We start from the raw sequence: 17,595 nt of genomic DNA, 5'->3' as shown, positions 1-17,595 counted from the left end.
GACAAAGGTGACCACGGCCATGATGACAAAGACGAAAAAGAGTATCTTGGCGATACCGACGGCTCCGGCAGCAATGCCACCAAAACCAAAAACGGCTGCGATAAGCGCGATAACTAAAAAAACGACGGCGTAATGCAACATGTTCAGCTCCTTATCAATACCAACGCTTGGCTGGCGGGAGACTCCAGTTCTGGATCCAATGTGTTCGCCGGGGCGTTTGATCTGGGACTGGAATGCAGAAGGTGTCAGGCAGTAATGTCTGGACACTTGTCGCTACTTTAGGTGGCACAGTGCAGGCCGGATGCCGGTGCGCGCCGACGCGCCGTGTCAGCAAGGTGGCGTCGGGCGCGTAGGCTGGCGCCTACATCACGGGGGCCGCCACGGCTGCCGGGGTGGGCAGCACCGCCGACACCACGGTGCCTCCCCCGGGGCGGGAAGAAACCGTCAACCGCCCACCGGCTGCCTCGACCCGCTGGCGCATGCCTACCAGGCCGTGTGCGGTGCGGCTGATCCCCGCAGGGTCGAAGCCTGAGCCGTTGTCGCGGATCTGCACCGCCACATGGGTGGGGTGTTTGTGCACGGTGACCAGCACCTGGCTCGCTTGGGCATATTTGCCGATGTTGGTGAGCGATTCCTGCACCATGCGGTACACGGTGAGTTGCGTGGCATCGGGCAGATCCACGGTGTCCAGACTGGACTGCACTTCGATACCCGCCTGCTGCGAAAACTCGCGCACCAGGATGTCGATGGCCGCGGTCAGCCCCAGATGGGACAGCGATGACGGGCGCAGGTCTTCGATGATGCGCCGTTTGAGCGCGATCACGCTATTGAGGGTTTCGCTCAGGTGCTTGAGGCGTTCGGCCACTTCCGGGGCCTCGGATGTGATGCGCGATTTCAGGCGCGCCACGTCCAGCTTGGCCGCCGTCAGTAGGGCGCCCAGTTCATCGTGCAGTTCGCGGGCCAGGTAGCCGCGCTCCTCCTCGCGCACCTGCTGCAAGTGGTTGGCCAGTTCATTCAAGGAGGCCGTGCGTTCGCGCACCAGGCCTTCGAGGCGCGCCCGTTCTTGCTCCAGCAGCACCTGCTCGCGCTCGTTGGCCCTTTGCAGCGCATTGCTTTGGCGCAGGTACATGTAGAAAGCCAGCAGGCCCACGGCGGTCACCAGGGCAATGCCCAGGCGCGAGAGCTGCAGTGACTGGCTGATTTCTGTCTGGCTGCTTCCCACCTTCTGGGTGCTGCGCGCGATCAGGGCGCGCGCATGGGTGCGGATGGCGTCCATGTTCTGCTTGCCCACATCGGTGGACAGGACGAACTTCCATGCATCCTCCTGGCCCTTGCGGCGCAGGCGCAGGCTCAGCTCCATTTCAGAGAGCTTGCGCGAAATCTGGCGGGACAGCTGCGAAAAGTCTTCCAAATCTTCTGCCGAACCGAGAACCAGTGTGCGCAGCTGGGTCAGGTTTTCATTCACGGTCGATACAGCGGCTTCGTAGGGCTCGAGGTAGCTTTCCTCCCCCGTCAGCAGGTAGCCGCGGTTTCCGGTCTCGGCGTCCAGCATGCTTTGCAGCAGCCGGTTGACCGAGGCATGTGTGGTCTGGCTGTGCGCGAGATGCTCCAGCGCATCGTGCGAACGCTGGAAGCCCGCCTCGTTGATGCCAATCAGGGTGAGCGCGGCCAACATGGCCATGGGAAGACTGATGGCGATCTTTTGCAGTGAGGGCCAGTGCATGAAATTCTCCAAAGGTCAATGCGAAAAATGGAAATCAGCATAATGTGGCCAGCCTGCTGCGCGCTCTGTTGCTGAATGTGCAGCCAATACAAAAACAACCATGCGTGCAGCCGCGTCTGTATGCGGAAAGTCTGTCCAATGATCAATGTCGGTATCGTGGATGACCATGCGATTGTGCGTTCGGGTCTGCGCCAGTTCCTGAGCGAGCATGTGGATTTGCGGGTGGTGGGCGAGGCGTCCAATGGCCGCGAAGCCATCGACCTGATCCGCAACGCCGAGGTGAATGTGCTGCTTATGGATTTGGCCATGCCGGGGCAAAGCGGGCTCGATGCCCTGGCCATGCTGCGCGCCAAGGCGCCCGACATGGGCATCCTGATCCTCAGCGGTTACCCGGAAACGCATTACGCCATCAGCATGATCCGCCAGGGAGCCAGCGGCTACCTCAACAAGGAGTGCGAGCCCAGCGAGATCGTGGAGGCCATCCGCACCATTGCGCTGGGCCGTCGCTACGTGACGCCCGTGGTGGCCGAACTGTTGGCGCAGCAGCTGCATCGCAAAGACGATGCGCCGGTACATGAGCAACTCTCCGAGCGCGAATTCCAGGTTTTTCTGAAGCTGGCGCGTGGAGAAACAGCGGGTGATATTGCCAAGGCGCTGTCGCTGAGCGTGAAGACGGTGAGCACCTACCGCACGCGCCTGATGGAAAAAATGGGGTTGTCGTCCAACAGTGATCTGACCTACTACGCCTTGAAGAACCGATTGATCGATTGAATTGGCACGGCCCTCTGTGCCTGCGGGGCATGGCCGCGGGGGCATCAGTGGGCACGCACGTCGGGCAGTGCCTTGCCTTGGGCGATGCAGTAGTCGATCAGATCGTCGATTTCGTTGGATTTGTCGAACACGGCATCGACGCCCAGCTGGGCGCAGCGCATGCGGATATCCGGGGTGGCATAGTTGCTGAGCACCACCAGGCGCTGGTGGGGCAGGCGGTTACGGCAGGCTGCCAACACACCCAGGCCACTGCCCTGGCGCAAAAAAAGATCAATGATGGCCATGTCCCATTGCGCAGGTTTCGAGGTCAGCCACTGCTTGCCTTCCTCCTCCGTGTCGGCCACCCCCACCGACTCAACAGCCGCCAATTCTTCCAGCGTACCAATCAGGTTCTCGCGGATGGTGGCGTTGTCTTCGACGATGTAGGTTTTGAGCTTCACTGGCGTGTCCATTCCATGGCCGAGGCAAATGTCTCGCAACCGTGGAGTTACTGTACAGGGGGAGTGACCCGGATTGTGCCAGTCGTGGTACCGGCTGGGTGTAGGCAAATTCCTACCCGTGGCTTTTCGCTGCCGTCGCGCTCTACAGTGGCCCGCACACCGGACAAGCGGGGTTGCGCGCAGCGTGCAGGGTGCTCCACTCCATGCGGCGCCCGTCCAGCATCAGCAGCCGTCCGGCAAGCGACGGCCCCGCGCCCGATATTAGCTTGAGCGCCTCGGCGGCCTGCATGGCGCCCACCACGCCGACCAGCGGCGCAAACACGCCCATGGTGGAGCAGGCCACTTCTTCAAACTGGGCCTGCGGGTCGAAGATGCAGGCATAACAGGGTGACTGGGCATCACGCGGGTCGAACACGGAGATCTGCGCATCAAAACGGATCACTGCACCCGCCACCAGCGGCTTGCCCTGGCGCACGCATGCGGCGTTGATGGCCTGGCGCGTGGCGTAGTTGTCGGAGCAGTCGAGTACCACGTTGGCATCGCGCACCAGGCGCTCCAGCAAAGCGGCATCGGCCTGCTGCGCGATGGTGGTGATCCGTACCTCGGGATTGATGGCGTGTACCGCCTGCGCGGCCGACGTTACTTTGGCCTGACCTACGCGCTCCAGCGTGTGGGCAATCTGGCGTTGCAGGTTGGTCAGGTCCACCGTGTCGTGGTCCACCAGTGTAATCCGGCCCACCCCGGCAGACCCCAGATAAAGGGCCGCAGGTGAGCCCAGTCCTCCCGCGCCGATGATGAGCGCATGGGCCGCCAGGATGCGCTCTTGCCCTTCGATGCCTACCTCGTCGAGCAGGATATGGCGGGAATAGCGCAGGAGCTGGTCATCGGTCATGGTTTCAGGTGCAGTGGGCAGAAAAAAGGGCCGGTTCGTAACCGGCCCTGTGGGGCAGAGCGGGTGGCCGCTTACTGCGTTTCTTTCTTCTCTTCCTTGCGCTCGGTCTGGGTTTTGCTCACCAGCACCGGCTTGCCGCGCAATTGGTTCAGTGCCTGGGCCAGCTGGAAGTCCTTGTCGGTTCCAAACTCGGGCAGCTTGCGCTCGGTGACCGGTTTCTTGGCTTCTTCTTCCAGGCGCTTGCGGGCATCCTCGCGGGCTTTTTCCCGGACTTCGTCCTTTTTCTCTTCGGTCTGGCCGTTGTTCAGGTGCTTTTCCAGGTCGGCTTCGCGCATGCGCAGGGCGGCAAAAACGTTGCCTTCGGCGGTTTCATCAAGCATGACATCGGGCACGATGCCGCGCGCCTGGATCGATTTGCCGCTGGGCGTGTAGTAGCGCGCCGTGGTCAGCTTGATGCCGGTGTCCGGCCCCAGGGGGCGCACGGTTTGCACGGAGCCCTTGCCAAAGGTCTGGCTGCCCATGACGGTGGCGCGCTTGTGGTCCTGCAGTGCGCCAGCCACGATCTCGCTGGCCGAGGCCGAGCCTTCGTTCACCAGCACCACCAGTGGCACGCTTTTGAGGGCGGCAGGCAGGCGTTTGAGCGGGTCGCCGCCCCGGCGGGCATAGAACTCGGGCGAGGCCTTGAAGGTGGCCTTGCTTTCGGCCAACTGGCCATTGGTGGTCACCACGGTCACATCGGGTGGCAGAAAGGCTGCGGAGATGGCTACGGCAGCGTCCAGCAGGCCGCCCGGGTCATTGCGCAGATCCAGCACCAGGCCCTTGAGCTTGGGATCTTGCTTGTAGAGTTCCTCGGCCTTGCGCACGAAGTCTTCCACCGTGCGTTCCTGGAACTGCGACAGGCGAATCCAGCCATAGCCGGGTTCGATCATCTTGGCTTTGACCGATTGCGTCTTGATTTCCTCGCGCGTGATGGTCACGGGGAAGGTGCGGCTCTCGTCCTTGCGGAAGATGGTGAGGGTGACCTTGGTGTCGGGTTCGCCGCGCATTTTCTTGACGGCATCGCCCAGCGACAGACCCTTGACAGCGGTTTCGTCGATCTTGGTGATCAGGTCGTTGGTCTTGAGTCCTGCGCGGAACGCGGGCGAGCCTTCGATGGGTGAGACTACCTTGATGAGCCCGTCTTCCTGGGTGATCTCGATGCCGACACCCACAAACTTGCCCGACGTGCCCTCGCGGAATTCGGCAAAAGACTTTTTGTCGAAATACTGCGAATGCGGATCCAGGCTGGCAACCATGCCAGAGATGGCGTCGGTGATGAGTTTCTTGTCGTCTACCGGCTCAACATAGTCGGTCTTGACCAGGCCAAAAACGGCCGAAAGCTGCTGGATCTCTTCCAGCGGTAGCGGCGCCATGGCGCCGCGCGCCACGGTTTGCAGTGATACCGTGGTCAGTGCCCCGGCCAGCACGCCGACCGACACCCAACCGACAATTTTCATTTTCTGGCCCATACACATCCTTTAGCCAACTCAATATACACCTTGGAAGGGCCTGGCCCGCGCGGGTTCCCGTGCCGGCACATTCTTTCGCACTGCTGGGCCGGTGCAGCCGCAGCAGTGCGCCATTTTCAAGCGGGCCTTTATGCCTTGCCTTGTGACGCCACGGCGGCGGCGGCCTTTGCAGCCGCTTCAGCATCACCCAGATAGTAGTGGCGGATGGGCTTGAGGTTTGCATCTAATTCGTAAACCAGTGGAATCCCGTTGGGAATGTTCAACCCGACGATGTCTTCGTCTGCAATGTTGTCCAGGTATTTCACCAGGGCGCGGATCGAATTACCGTGTGCCGACACCAAAAGGCGCTGGCCCGAGCGGATGGCCGGGGCCATGGTGTCGTTCCAGAACGGCAGCACGCGCGCCACCGTATCCTGCAGGCATTCGGTCAGCGGCACCTGGCTGGCATCGAGCCCGGCGTAGCGGCGGTCGCCACGCTCGCTGCGCGGGTCGGTGGCGTCCAGCGCAGGCGGGGGGGTGTCGTAGCTGCGGCGCCAGACCAGCACCTGCTCGTCGCCGTACTGTTTGGCGGTTTCGGCCTTGTTCAGCCCTTGCAGAGCGCCATAGTGGCGCTCGTTCAGGCGCCAGTGCTTGTGCACGGGCAGCCAGAGGCGGTCCATTTCGTCCAGCGCGTACCACAGGGTGTGGATGGCACGCTTGAGTACGCTGGTGTAGCACACGTCGAAATCGTAGCCTTCGGCCTTGAGTAGTTTGCCGGCCGACATGGCCTGCGATACACCCGTGGGAGTCAGGTCCACATCGGTCCAGCCTGTGAAGCGGTTTTCCAGGTTCCAGGTGGATTCGCCGTGGCGGATCAGAACAAGTTTATGCATGGTGTCCCTAGAAAAAGCGAGTCGAAACCCATCATTCTAAAATTGCACTGTTTGCAACCCAAGGAATAACGTGAAATTCATCGTCGAAAACTGGTATTTGATCGTTCTGGCCCTTGTTTCGGGGGCCTTGCTGGCAGTGCCGATGCTCAAAGGAGCAGCGGGTGGCTTGACGGTCGCCAACGCGGTGCAGCTGATCAACCGCGAAAAAGCCGTGCTGATCGATGTGTGCGGGGCCGATGAATACGCCGCAGGGCACGCTGGCGGTTCCAAGAGCGTCCCGCTGGGCGAGTTGGAGGCGCGGCTGCCCAGCGTTGTGAAGAACAAGGCCGTTCCCGTGGTGATGGTGTGCGCCAGCGGAGGGCGTGCCACGCGCGCTGCCGCCATGGCGCGCAAACTCGGCTACGAAAACGCCCAGGTCCTCGCCGGTGGGCTCAAGGCCTGGAAGGACGCGGGCATGCCGGTCGAAAAATCCTGAAACCCCTGCGTGCCGCACGCCTGAAAGGATAGAACATGCAAGCCGTCAAGATGTACACCACCGCCGTCTGCCCTTACTGCATTCGTGCCAAGCAACTGCTCAAGTCCAAGGGCGTGGAGCAGATCGAGGAAATCCGTATCGATACCGATCCAGTCGCACGCACCCAGATGATGGAAACCACCGGTCGGCGCACCGTGCCGCAGATCTTCATTGGCGAGACCCATGTGGGCGGGTATGACGATATGGCGGCCCTGGATGCGCGCGGCGGGCTGATGCCGCTGCTGGGCGCTGCATAATCCTGCCCCATGTGCCCGCTGCGGGAGCGTTTCCTGCGGCGGTTTTTTTGTGTGGGCTGTGCGCTGTGCGCAGCCCGGTTTGAGCTGAAAGACTTCACCACCATGGCCGATCAAGAAAATCCCGTGTTCCAGATCCAGCGCGTCTATCTCAAGGACCTGTCGCTCGAGCAACCCAATTCCCCCGGTATCCTGCTGGAGCAGGAACAGCCCAACGTGGACATCCAGCTGGGTGTGGAAGCCACGACCGTGGCCGAAGGCATTTACGAAATCTGCGTGACCGCCACCGTGCAGACCAAGATCAAGGACAAGACCGTGTTCCTGATCGAAGCCAAGCAGGCGGGTATTTTCGAGATCCGCAACATTCCTGAAGAGCAGATGAGTGCCGTGGTCGGCGTGGCTTGCCCGCAAATCGTTTACCCCTACCTGCGCGGCAACGTGGCCGATGTGGTCAACCGTGCCGGTTTCCCGCCCGTGCACCTGGCTGAAATCAACTTCCAGGCCATGTTCGAACAACAGCAGGCCCAGGCTGCTGGCGCACCGGCATCGCAACTGCCCCAGTAAAGTTTTGGGTATTTTTGGCCTCTAGCGCTTGTCTGGAAAGCGCAAGTAGCTATGAAAATAATAGTCATTGGTGCTGGTGCCTGGGGCACTGCCATGGCCATCAGCGCTGCCTCTCACCCGGACGGCCATGCTGTCACGTTGTGGGCGCGTGACGCCGCACAGGTGGCCCAGATGCAGGCCAGCCGCAGCAACGCCCGCTACCTGGAGGGCATCGCGCTGCCGCCTTCCCTGGCCGTGGCCAGCGGTGATGTGGCAGCGTTGGCCGATCGGTCTGACCTTGTCATCGTCGCCACGCCCATGGCGGGCCTGCGCGGCATGCTGGTGCAACTGCGCGCTTGCACCGCGCCCGTGGCCTGGCTGTGCAAAGGCTTTGAGGCCGACGCCGGGGATGCGGGCTACTCGGGCCTGCTGGCGCACGAAGTGCGCGCACAGGTGGCGCCTGATCTGTTGGCCGGTGTGCTCAGCGGCCCCAGTTTTGCGCAGGAAGTGGCCCGTGGCCAGCCTACCGCCCTGGTGGCCGCCAGCGAGCACGCCACTGTGCGCGATGCCCTGGTGTCGGCCTTTCACAGCCCCAGTCTGCGTGTGTACGCCAATGACGACATCGTGGGGGTGGAAGTGGGGGGCGCCGTGAAGAACGTGCTGGCCATCGCCACTGGCTTGTGCGATGGCCTGCAGTTGGGCCTCAATGCCCGCGCCGCCCTCATCACACGCGGCCTGGCCGAAATGACCCGCCTGGGCCTGGTGCTGGGCGCACGCCTGGATACCTTCATGGGCCTGTCAGGCCTGGGTGACCTGGTGCTGACCGCCACCGGCGACCTTTCGCGCAACCGCCGGGTGGGCTTGTTGCTGGCGCAGGGCAACAGCTTGCAACAGGCGGTTGCCTCGTTGGGCCATGTGGCCGAGGGTGTGTACTGTGCCCGCACGGTGGTCCAGCGTGCCCGTGATTTAGGCGTGGAGATGCCGATCAGCGAGGCCGTGGTGGCCCTGCTCGATGGAAAACTGCGCCCTGAGGAGGCTGTGGCAGCCCTGATGGAGCGTGAGCCCAAGGGCGAGGGCGAGATCGAGGCCCGCTGAGCGCTTGGCGGCGGGTGTGTCTGGTGCCAAGTGCCCAAGCGCCGCAACGCCAAGGGCACGGAACATGGCATTAATGGCGGGTCCTTTCATGCTTTTCCTGTCAGATCCGCAGCGTTGGCGCTACCTCGCGCCATTCTCCTGGCGCCAGGCCGTCCAGACTCCAGGGGCCGATGCGTACGCGCACCAGTCGCAGCGTGGGCAGGCCCACAGCGGCGGTCATGCGGCGCACCTGGCGGTTACGGCCTTCGCGGATGGTGAGCTCCAGCCAGGCCGTGGGGATGCTCTGGCGAAAGCGCACGGGCGGGTGGCGTTCCCATAGCGTGGGCGACTCCAGGGGCCGGGCCTGGGCGGGTAAAGTGGGGCCATCCTTGAGCGTCACGCCTTCGCGCAGGCAGCGCAGTTGCTCTTCGGTAGGGCAGCCCTCCACCTGCACCCAGTAGGTTTTGGCCAGTTTGTGGCGTGGGTCGGCAATGCGGGCCTGCAGGGGGCCGTCATTCGTCAGCAGCAGCAGGCCTTCGCTGTCGCGGTCCAGGCGGCCGGCCGGGTACACGCCGGGTACGTCCACAAAGTCCTTGAGTGTGGCGCGGCCCTCGGCATCGGGGCTGAACTGGGTCAGTACGTCGAAGGGCTTGTTCAGCAGCAGCAGGCGCGGCACGGGGGGCGGGGTTTTGGCCGCGCGCCGTGTGCTCACAGGGCGCCGGGTGGCGGCAGGCAGTGGGAGGCGCGCCATGGGGCGTCCGGGGCCGGTTCAGCCGCCCAGCAGGGCGAGGTAGGCAGTGCGCGTGGCGGGCGTGACGCTGGCCAGCACCTGCGCATGGGGGGTTTTGTGGCGGGCCATGAGGCGGGCCGAGGCAATGGCCCGGGATTTACAGAACCAGTGGCAGGTGTGCTGCATGAGGAAAAGCTCGGCCGACAGCGTGTAAGCCTTGTCGCGCAGCGAAAGACCGGCTTCGTTGCGCACGGCGCGCTCGATGCCCTGCGCGTGGATGGCCAGCGCCTGGCGCATGTCGATGCTGGCACTGGGCAACCACCGGTCGGCATAGGGCAATGCCAGGGGCAGGGTGCTGATGCGGGTTTGGAGCGGTTCCACACGGGTGAAATCGGCGGTAAAGCGGGTGAATTGCTCGCTGAGCTGCAGTTCTGTGGTGCGCAGCAGGCTCCATACCTGGTCGCGCCGTTCTGTGTCGCTCTCGCCCAGGGCGCGCAGATAGCCTTCGGTGAGGTTTTCCATGAGCTTCTCGATCTGGTAGTTGCCCAGATAGCTGGCCAGCAGCGCGACGCGCTCGCGCTGCTGTTTTGCATTCAGCACGAAGACGCCAGTGGCGATGAGGGTGGCCAGAAAGAGAACGTCCATGGTGGCGGCGACCAGGGGTCAGATTTCGAAGTTGTCGATCAGCCGGGTGCGCCCCAGGCGGGCGGCGCCCAGCACGACCAGCGCATCACCGGGCCCGGGTGTCTGCAGGTCGGTGCGGCGGCGCACGGTCAGGTAGTCGGGCTGCCAGCCGCGTACGGTCAGGGCCTGCAGGGCGCGCTGCTCCAGCGTGGCGACCTGCGTCGGCAGGGCATGGGCGGCGGCAACGGCTTCGCGGCCCAGGGCGCGCAGGGCCAGTGAAAGCTGCACCGCCTCGGTGCGCTCGGCTTCGCTCAGGTAGCCGTTGCGCGAACTCAAGGCCAGGCCGTCTGCCGCGCGTTGCGTGGGGCTGGTCACGATGTCGACAGGCAGGGCAAACTGCTGCGCCATGCGGCGCAGCACCATGAGCTGTTGGTAGTCTTTTTGGCCAAAAACGGCGCTGCCACTGGCCTTGCCCGCAAAAACGGCGCAGAGCAGCTTCATCACCACGGTGCACACACCGGTAAAGAAACCGGGACGGAAATGCCCTTCCAGAATGTCTGCCAGCAACGGGTCGGGCTGCACTTTGAAGGTTTGGGGTTCGGGGTACAGGTCGTTCTCGCGCGGGGCAAACAGCACATCACAGCCTGCGGCCTGCAGCTTGGCGCAGTCGGCCTCCCAGGTGCGGGGGTAGCTGTCAAAGTCTTCGTGTGGCAAAAACTGCAGCCGGTTGACGAAGATACTGACCACCGTGGTGTCGCCCAACGGCCGGGCCTGGTGCACCAGGGCCAGGTGCCCGTCGTGCAGGTTGCCCATGGTGGGCACAAAGGCGGGCTTGCTGCAGGCTGTCAGGGCGGCGCGCAGGTCGGGAATGGAGTGGACGATGTGCATGTGAGATGTGCGGAGAAAGCAGGGTTTTACCAAGCGTGCACGGCATTGTCGGGGAAACGCCCCTGTTTGACAGCCTGCACGTAGGCCTCGATGGCGCCACGCACGCTGCCCGCGTCCTGCATGAAGTTGTGCACAAAGCGCGCCATCTTGCCCAGGTTCATGCCCAGCATGTCGTGCAGCACCAGCACCTGGCCTGCTGTGCCGCTGCCAGCGCCAATGCCGATGGTGTGGCACTGGGTCAGTTCCTGGGTCACTTCGGCAGAGAGTTGCGCCGGCACCATCTCCAGGACCAGCATGGAGGCGCCGGCGTCCTGCAGTTCGCGGGCCTGGCGGCGCATGGCCTGGGCGGCCTGGTCTGTCTTGCCCTGTACGCGGTAGCCACCGAGCGCGTGCACGGTTTGCGGTGTCAGGCCAAGGTGGGCGCACACGGGCACGCCGCGCTCCACCAAAAATTGCACGGTGGGCGCGGTCCAGCCGCCGCCTTCGAGCTTGACCATGTGGGCGCCCGCGCGCATCAAGGCGCAGGCGCTGCGCAGGGCTTGCTCGCGGCTTTCGGCGTAGCTGCCATAGGGCAGGTCGGCAATCAGCCAGGCCGTTCCCTGCACGCGGTGCAGGCCGCGCGCCACGCTTTCTGTGTGGTAAACCATGGTCTCCAGCGTCACGCCCACGGTGCTGGGCAGCCCCTGGCAGACCATGCCCAGCGAATCGCCCACCAGCAGGCATTCGACACCGGCAGCATCGGCCACGGCGGCAAAGGTGGCGTCGTAGGCGGTGAGCATGGTGATTTTTTCGCCCGCCTCGCGCATTTGCTGCAGGCGCGGCAGGCTGACCGGGCGGCGCTGGGGCAGGGGCGATGCGGGTGGCAAGGTGCCGTAGGGCGTGCCCGCGTTGGCGGAGGAGGGCGTGGTGGTGTCAGTCATGGTGCCGTCTTCTCAAAGTCCATGGGAGCGGGGAGTCTAGTCGAAGCCGCTATGCTTGCACCCCATGACCTTTTTTGCTGACCCCACCGACCCCTCGATGCTCTCCCTGGTGCTGCTGGATGTCGCCCGCGCCCTGCAGGAAGACCTGGGCAGCGGCGACCTGACCGCTGGCCTGATTGACCCCACGCGCCGCGCCCGCGCCCGCGTGCTGGCACGCGAGAGCGCTGTCATCTGCGGCGGCCCCTGGGCCACGGCGGCGGTGCGCGCGCTGGACCCCGGTGCCCGCATCACCTGGCATGTGCAGGAGGGCCAGCGCTGCGCGGCGGACCAGGTGGTGCTGGAGGTGGAGGGCAGCGCCCGCGCCCTGCTCAGCGCCGAACGCACCGCGCTCAACTTTTTGCAGATGCTCTCGGCCGTGGCCACCAAGACCCGCACCTATGTGGATGCGGTCGCTGGCACCAAGGCCCATATCGTGGACACGCGCAAAACCCTGCCCGGCCTGCGCATGGCGCAAAAATACGCCGTGCGCATGGGCGGCGGTACCAACCACCGCATTGGCCTGTTTGACGCCGTGCTCATCAAGGAAAACCACATCGCCGCCGCCGGGGGGGTGACGGCTGTGCTGCGCGCCACCGAGAAGGTGGCCGCCCAGGCCCAGTTCATCGAGATCGAGGTGGAAACCCTGGCGCAGCTGGCCGAGGCCCTGGAGGCTGGCGCCAAGATGGTGCTGCTCGACAACATGGACGTGGCCACGCTGCACGAGGCGGTGCGCCTCAATGCGGGCCGCGCCATCCTCGAAATCTCGGGTGGTGTCACGCTCGATGGCCTGCGCGCTCTTGCAGAAACCGGCGTGGACCGCATCTCCATCGGGGCGCTGACCAAGGACGTAAAGGCCACGGACTTTTCCATGCGCCTGCAGGAGTTGCCATGAACACCACCATCATCCTCAAGGAAGTCGATTACGAGCAGCCCGAAGGCGGCGGGGTGTGCGCCACCAAGCACGCCTGGGCGCGCGTGCCCGCCGAGCTGACGCAGGACGAGCGCGCCGCCACCAAGGACAGGATCCGCCGCCTGCTCAAGGAAAAGAACGCGGTCATGGTGTCGCACTACTACGTGCACCCCGACCTGCAGGACCTGGCCGAGGAAACCGGCGGTATCGTCAGCGACTCGCTGGAGATGGCCCGCTTTGGCCGCGACCATGCGGCCACGAGCCTGGTGGTGTCGGGCGTGCGCTTCATGGGCGAGACAGCCAAGATCCTCTCGCCCGAAAAAACCATTCTCATGCCCGACCTGGACGCCACCTGCTCGCTCGACCTGGGCTGCCCCATCGAGGAGTTCAGCGCGTTTTGCGATCAGCACCCGGACCGCACCGTGGTGGTGTACGCCAACACCAGCGCGGCGGTGAAGGCGCGGGCCGACTGGCTGGTCACATCCAGCTGCGCGCTCGACATTGTGCGCGCCCTGAAAGACGCCGGGCAAAAAATCCTCTGGGCGCCCGACCGCCACCTGGGCGACTACATCCGCCGCGAAACCGGCGCCGACATGGTGATGTGGAACGGCGCCTGCATCGTGCACGACGAATTCAAGGCCTTTGAGCTTGAAGCGCTCAAAAAGGAGCACCCCGGCGCCAAGGTGCTGGTGCACCCCGAATCGCCCGCGGATGTGATTGCCCTGGCCGACGCCGTGGGTTCCACCTCGGCCATTCTCAAGGCCGCGCAGACGATGGACGCCAAGGAATTCATCGTCGCCACCGACGGCGGCATGATGCACAAGCTGCGCACGCTCAACCCCGGCAAGCGGTTCTACGAGGCCCCCACCGCCGGCAACAGCGCCACCTGCAAAAGCTGCGCCCACTGTCCGTGGATGGCGATGAACGGCCTGGCCGGCGTGGCCCAGGTGCTGGAGACGGGCAGCAACGCCATCCACGTAGACCCCGCCATCATCCCGCGCGCGCGCCTGCCCATTGACCGCATGCTGGCCTTTACCGCCGCGCTGAAGAAGGGGCAGCCTGTGGCAGGGCTGGTGCCGAATATGGGTGCGGCGTAGAGGATGCTATCGTATTTGTAGCTGTCAGCGCTTACTACATAAGCGTTAGAGGCCATTTTTATAAAAATGATATCTGCCGTGGCCTCTCCACGCCTTTCGCCGCAGTGGCTGCCCCTGCTGTCCGATGACGCGCTGCTGCGCCTGAGCGGCCCAGCGGTGTTTGCGCGGGGTCAGACCTACGCCAGCAGCGGCGCCATCGAGTCGCTGCAGACCCCCGCGCTGGAGCCGGGCGAACAGGCGGCTGTGCAGGCCTTGGTGCAAGGTACGCAGGCCTACCAGGTGCGGGTCTGCATTGACGCTGACGACGAACTCGATGGCGAGTGCGACTGCCCGCACGCGCAGGACGGCAACTTTTGCAAGCACCTGGTAGCGGTATGCCAGGCCTGGCGCGGCGAACTGGGTGGTGCAGCTCCCGTGCACGACCCCCAGGCGGTCAAAAAAGTGGCTGCGGCAGCCAAGCGCGCACGCACCCAGGCCAGCAACCTGCAAGCCTTGCGCCAGTTCGTGCAGAGCCAAAGCGCCGACGCCCTGGCCGAGCGGCTGTGGGACTGGGCCGAGAACGACCGCGACCTCATGGCCGAGCTCAAGGCCTGGTCTGCCGAGCACAGCGCCGCAGGCGACCCCAAGGCGCTGCGCAGTGCCATTGCCGCGCTGCTGCGCGATCGCAGCGGTTTCCTTGACTGGCGCGAATCCGGTGCCTACGCGCACCGCGCCGCCAAGGTACTGCCTATGCTGCAGCCCTGGCGGGAGCGCGACCCCGCGCGGCTACGCGAGTTGTGCGAGCACGCGCTGCGCTGTATCTACAAGGTGGCGGAACACGCCGATGACTCGGGCGGCGAAATCGGCGGGCTGGTGCAGGATGTGATGGACCTACTGACCGAAGCCCTGCGCGCATCCCCGCCACCAGCCTCCTGGGTGGAGCGCTGGTTTGCGCTGATGCAGGCCGACCCCTGGGGCCTGTGGGACGAAAAATCCATCCTTGCTGCCGCGGGTCCGGCCGTATTGGCGCGCTATGCCGCGCAGGCCCGAGCCGATTGGCAAGACTGGCAACGCCGCCATCCTGCGAACGCCACACCGGGCCTGCCAGCGCGCGCCGTTCGGGGATATGACCACCAGCGCAGCCAGTTGCGCCGCCGCTACCTGGACAGCCTGGCCTTGCAGGGCGACCCGCTGGCCCTGCGCGACGCCATGGCCGACAGCGCGCAGGAAGCGTATGAGTTCTGCGCCCTGGTGGCCTTGTGCGAGGAGCAGGGTTGGTTTCGTGAAGCCCTGCAATGGGCGGAGGCCGGGGTTCGGCAGCACCCTGGGGACGGGCGCTGCGAAGACGACCTGCTGCGCTGCTACGAGCGCGACGGCTGGGACGAAGAGGCACTGGCCCTGTGGCGCCGCCGCCTGCAAGCCCGCCCAGATGTATCCACCTACCGTGCTGTGCTGACGGCTGCAGAGCGCGCCGGGTATGACCGTGCGCGCTACCGGGCCGAACTGTTCGCCTGGGCCGAGCAGCGCGAACAGGCAGAACTGGACGCTGCGCGCAAGCGCACCCGAGTGCATGCAGGTGATCCCGCATTGCGCAGCATCGACGTGCGCGTGTCCTGGCACCTGGCGGACGCCGAGCCGCAGCAGGCCCTGGCGCTGGTGCGCCAACCCGGCAACGGCTGCCGTCTCGACACGCTCGAAGCGCTGGCCCGGCAGTTGCCCGCTGAGAACGGTGCGGATGCCGTGCAACTGCTGCAGCGCGTGTTCGACGTTGCGATGGCTGGTGCCTCGTCGCCCTATGCCACGCCGCTGGCGCTGGTGCGTGACATCCTCGCGCGCATGCCCCTGGCACAGCAGGCGCCGTGGCTGGCCGACCTGCGCGTTCGGTACAAACCCAAACGCAATTTCATTGCCGGCCTGCCGTGAAGCGCGTTTCCCCGCCAGAGGCCGAGACGGCCCGCATCGACTTCGCCCAGCCGCTGGATGCCGCCGCCCCGCGCCTGCGCTGCGCCTTTGGCGCGCCGCGCCAGGTGCTGGTGGCGCAGCAGGTGGACGCGGTGCGCGCCGTGCTCGATGCCGTGCATGCCGCCGCGCAGCGCGGCCACTGGTGCGTGGGCTATGTGCGCTATGAGGCGGCGCCTGCGTTCGATGCCGCGCTGCAAACCCACGCCGCCGACGGCCCGCTGGCCTGGTTTGCCGTGCACGATGCCCCCCAGCCCTGGCCTGCCGAGGCGGCGCAGGAAGCGGCGCGTGTGGAGTGGCATAGTGGCCTGGAGCGCGGCGCTTTCGATACTGCGCTGGGCCGCATCCAGCAGGCCATTGGTGTGGGCGAGCTGTACCAGGTCAACTACACCGCACCCCTCACAGGTGCGCTGCAGGGCAGTGCGGCGGCGCTGTTTGCCGCGCTGCAGCGCGCCCAGCCCGGCGGCTATGCGGCGCACATCGATGCGGGGGGCGAGCAGGTGCTCTCCGTTTCGCCCGAACTGTTTTTTGACTGGCAGGACGCGCCTGGCGGCGGCGATATTCTGGCCCGCCCCATGAAGGGCACAGCCGCGCGCGGCGCCACGCCCGAGGAAGATGCCGCCCAGGCCGCCCACCTGCGCACAGCCCCCAAAGAGCGTGCCGAGAACGTGATGATCGTGGATCTGCTGCGCAACGACCTCTCGCGCATTGCCCTGCCGCACAGCGTGCAGGTGCCCGCGCTGTTTGCCACGCAGGCGCTGCCCACGGTGTGGCAAATGACGTCCGACGTGCGGGCACGCACGCGGCCTGGCACCACGCTGACCGATGTGTTTGCGGCGCTGTTCCCCTGCGGCTCCGTCACCGGCGCGCCCAAGGTGCGCGCCATGCAGATGATCCACGCGCTCGAGCCCGCGCCGCGCGGCGTGTACTGCGGGGCGGTAGGGGTGGTGCGGCCAGGGGAGCAGGGCGGTATCCGGGCGACCTTCAATGTCCCCATCCGCACTGTGGTGCTGCAAGGCGACCTGGCGCGCTGCGGCATCGGCAGCGGCATCACGGCGGATGCCGTGGCGGATGCTGAATGGAACGAGTGGCGCCACAAACGCGCCTTTGTGGAGCGGGCCAGCATGCCGTTCGATCTGCTGGAAACCCTGGCGCTGGAAGAGGGCCGGTTGCGCCACGTTGCCGACCATCTGGCCCGCCTGCAGCAGGCCGCCGCGCATTTCAGCATCCCCTGGAACGCTGGTGCCGTGCACCAGTGCCTGCAGGCGCTGGCTGACGGGCATCCGCAAGGCCTGTGGCGCGTGCGCCTGCTGCTGGGTGCTGCAGGGCAGCCCCGTGCCGAGGCGTTTGCACTGCAACCCACACCACAGCCCGTGCGCCTGCAACTGGCCCGCAGTCCTTTGACGGAGGCGCACAGCGAATTTGTCCGGTTCAAGACCACACGCCGCGCGCACTACGCGGCGTTTGCCCCCACCGAGACGGGGGTGTTTGATACCGTTTTGTGGAACGAGGCGGGCGAGATCACCGAGGGCAGCTTCGGCAACATTGCCATGCTGCTGGACGGCCGCTGGGTCACACCACCGCTTTCGTGCGGCCTGCTGCCAGGCGTAGGCCGCGCCGTGGCGCTGCGCGAGGGGCGCGTGCAGGAGGCCGTGGTGCGCCTGGAGGATGTACCCCGTGTCGAGGCCTGGGCCTTTGTGAACAGTCTGCGTGGCTGGCTGGCGGCTACGGTCGGATAAGTCGCGAAAATAGCCTCAAGCGCTAGATAGGCAAGCGCTCGTAGCTATTGTTTTTGCTTGATTAGCAAGAAGTCTCAGGCTGTCTAAGTTGCGAGATAGCGATAGGTGGTGTGAGGGTG

At 65.1% G+C, this 17,595-nt stretch carries 19 protein-coding genes; 9 read left to right on the top strand and 10 right to left on the bottom strand.

Features of this window, described 5'->3' with window-relative positions; translation table 11 throughout:
* Both ACYVOC_RS02265 and ACYVOC_RS02260 read right to left on the bottom strand, forming a co-directional pair.
* On the bottom strand, window positions 1-141 hold a 141-nt coding region (locus ACYVOC_RS02265), incomplete at its 3' end, for a DUF1328 domain-containing protein (protein ID WP_461160868.1).
* A 220-nt stretch (window positions 142-361) separates the two neighbouring features.
* On the bottom strand, window positions 362-1,723 hold the full coding sequence (locus ACYVOC_RS02260; protein WP_461160746.1) for a CHASE3 domain-containing protein: 1,362 nt from the start codon (window positions 1,721-1,723) through the stop codon (window positions 362-364).
* A gap of 138 nt (window positions 1,724-1,861) precedes the next feature.
* Between ACYVOC_RS02260 and ACYVOC_RS02255 the strand changes: the two genes are divergently transcribed.
* Window positions 1,862-2,494 carry a response regulator gene (locus ACYVOC_RS02255; RefSeq protein ID WP_116004649.1) on the top strand — a complete coding sequence of 211 codons (633 nt, stop codon included), beginning with the start codon at window positions 1,862-1,864 and terminating at the stop codon, window positions 2,492-2,494.
* A 44-nt stretch (window positions 2,495-2,538) separates the two neighbouring features.
* Here the strand turns inward: ACYVOC_RS02255 and ACYVOC_RS02250 are convergent, their stop codons facing one another.
* From ACYVOC_RS02250 to gpmA, 4 genes are all read right to left on the bottom strand, one after another.
* Window positions 2,539-2,934, bottom strand: a complete 396-nt coding sequence (locus tag ACYVOC_RS02250) for a response regulator (RefSeq protein ID WP_116006121.1) — start codon at window positions 2,932-2,934, stop codon at window positions 2,539-2,541.
* 142 nt (window positions 2,935-3,076) lie between these two features.
* The gene (locus tag ACYVOC_RS02245) at window positions 3,077-3,826 is read right to left on the bottom strand and encodes a HesA/MoeB/ThiF family protein (RefSeq protein WP_461160745.1); all 750 of its coding nucleotides are present in this window, start codon (window positions 3,824-3,826) and stop codon (window positions 3,077-3,079) included.
* 71 nt (window positions 3,827-3,897) lie between these two features.
* Window positions 3,898-5,334, bottom strand: a complete 1,437-nt coding sequence (locus ACYVOC_RS02240; protein WP_461160744.1) for a S41 family peptidase — start codon at window positions 5,332-5,334, stop codon at window positions 3,898-3,900.
* A gap of 128 nt (window positions 5,335-5,462) precedes the next feature.
* Entirely contained in the window at window positions 5,463-6,206 is a 744-nt protein-coding gene (gene gpmA, locus ACYVOC_RS02235; protein ID WP_116004646.1) for a 2,3-diphosphoglycerate-dependent phosphoglycerate mutase, read from the bottom strand.
* Window positions 6,207-6,276: 70 nt separating this feature from the next.
* Here gpmA and ACYVOC_RS02230 point away from each other — a divergent pair, with 70 nt between their 5' ends.
* From ACYVOC_RS02230 to ACYVOC_RS02215, 4 genes are all read left to right on the top strand, one after another.
* The gene (locus ACYVOC_RS02230) at window positions 6,277-6,681 is read left to right on the top strand and encodes a rhodanese-like domain-containing protein (protein WP_461160743.1); all 405 of its coding nucleotides are present in this window, start codon (window positions 6,277-6,279) and stop codon (window positions 6,679-6,681) included.
* 35 nt (window positions 6,682-6,716) lie between these two features.
* Complete coding sequence (gene grxC, locus ACYVOC_RS02225; RefSeq protein ID WP_116004644.1) at window positions 6,717-6,977, top strand: glutaredoxin 3; 261 nt, start codon at window positions 6,717-6,719, stop codon at window positions 6,975-6,977.
* 102 nt (window positions 6,978-7,079) lie between these two features.
* Window positions 7,080-7,538 (top strand): protein-export chaperone SecB, encoded by a 459-nt coding sequence (secB, locus tag ACYVOC_RS02220; protein WP_116006120.1) that lies wholly within the window; start codon window positions 7,080-7,082, stop codon window positions 7,536-7,538.
* 51 nt (window positions 7,539-7,589) lie between these two features.
* The gene (locus ACYVOC_RS02215; RefSeq protein ID WP_461160742.1) at window positions 7,590-8,612 is read left to right on the top strand and encodes an NAD(P)H-dependent glycerol-3-phosphate dehydrogenase; all 1,023 of its coding nucleotides are present in this window, start codon (window positions 7,590-7,592) and stop codon (window positions 8,610-8,612) included.
* Between the two features lie 100 nt (window positions 8,613-8,712).
* On the opposite strand, the gene ACYVOC_RS02210 is transcribed toward ACYVOC_RS02215, so the two are convergent.
* From ACYVOC_RS02210 to panB, 4 genes are read right to left on the bottom strand one after another with little or no spacing between them, the layout of a single operon-like run.
* Complete coding sequence (locus tag ACYVOC_RS02210) at window positions 8,713-9,342, bottom strand: pseudouridine synthase (protein WP_461160741.1); 630 nt, start codon at window positions 9,340-9,342, stop codon at window positions 8,713-8,715.
* Window positions 9,343-9,360: 18 nt separating this feature from the next.
* Window positions 9,361-9,966, bottom strand: coding sequence for a hypothetical protein (locus ACYVOC_RS02205; RefSeq protein ID WP_461160740.1), 606 nt, complete (start codon window positions 9,964-9,966; stop codon window positions 9,361-9,363).
* An 18-nt stretch (window positions 9,967-9,984) separates the two neighbouring features.
* On the bottom strand, window positions 9,985-10,833 hold the full coding sequence (gene panC, locus ACYVOC_RS02200; RefSeq protein WP_461160739.1) for a pantoate--beta-alanine ligase: 849 nt from the start codon (window positions 10,831-10,833) through the stop codon (window positions 9,985-9,987).
* A 26-nt stretch (window positions 10,834-10,859) separates the two neighbouring features.
* Window positions 10,860-11,753 carry a 3-methyl-2-oxobutanoate hydroxymethyltransferase gene (gene panB, locus ACYVOC_RS02195; RefSeq protein WP_461160738.1) on the bottom strand — a complete coding sequence of 298 codons (894 nt, stop codon included), beginning with the start codon at window positions 11,751-11,753 and terminating at the stop codon, window positions 10,860-10,862.
* A gap of 64 nt (window positions 11,754-11,817) precedes the next feature.
* Between panB and nadC the strand changes: the two genes are divergently transcribed.
* The 4 genes from nadC to pabB all read left to right on the top strand — a co-directional run bounded on the left by nadC (window position 11,818) and on the right by pabB (window position 17,476).
* Window positions 11,818-12,684, top strand: coding sequence for a carboxylating nicotinate-nucleotide diphosphorylase (gene nadC / locus ACYVOC_RS02190; protein WP_461160737.1), 867 nt, complete (start codon window positions 11,818-11,820; stop codon window positions 12,682-12,684).
* Window positions 12,681-13,799 (top strand): quinolinate synthase NadA, encoded by a 1,119-nt coding sequence (nadA, locus tag ACYVOC_RS02185; protein ID WP_461160736.1) that lies wholly within the window; start codon window positions 12,681-12,683, stop codon window positions 13,797-13,799. The genes nadC and nadA overlap by 4 nt, the downstream gene beginning before the upstream one ends.
* A gap of 78 nt (window positions 13,800-13,877) precedes the next feature.
* Window positions 13,878-15,701: an SWIM zinc finger family protein gene (locus ACYVOC_RS02180; protein ID WP_461160735.1), complete on the top strand. Its 1,824-nt coding sequence runs from the start codon at window positions 13,878-13,880 to the stop codon at window positions 15,699-15,701.
* Window positions 15,698-17,476 (top strand): aminodeoxychorismate synthase component I, encoded by a 1,779-nt coding sequence (gene pabB / locus ACYVOC_RS02175; protein ID WP_461160734.1) that lies wholly within the window; start codon window positions 15,698-15,700, stop codon window positions 17,474-17,476. The genes ACYVOC_RS02180 and pabB overlap by 4 nt, the downstream gene beginning before the upstream one ends.
* Window positions 17,477-17,595 lie beyond the last annotated feature (119 nt).

The organism is Simplicispira piscis, from assembly GCF_054783455.1.
Note: the sequence above shows the minus strand (reverse complement) of the source record. Positions and strands in the feature narration are given on the sequence as shown.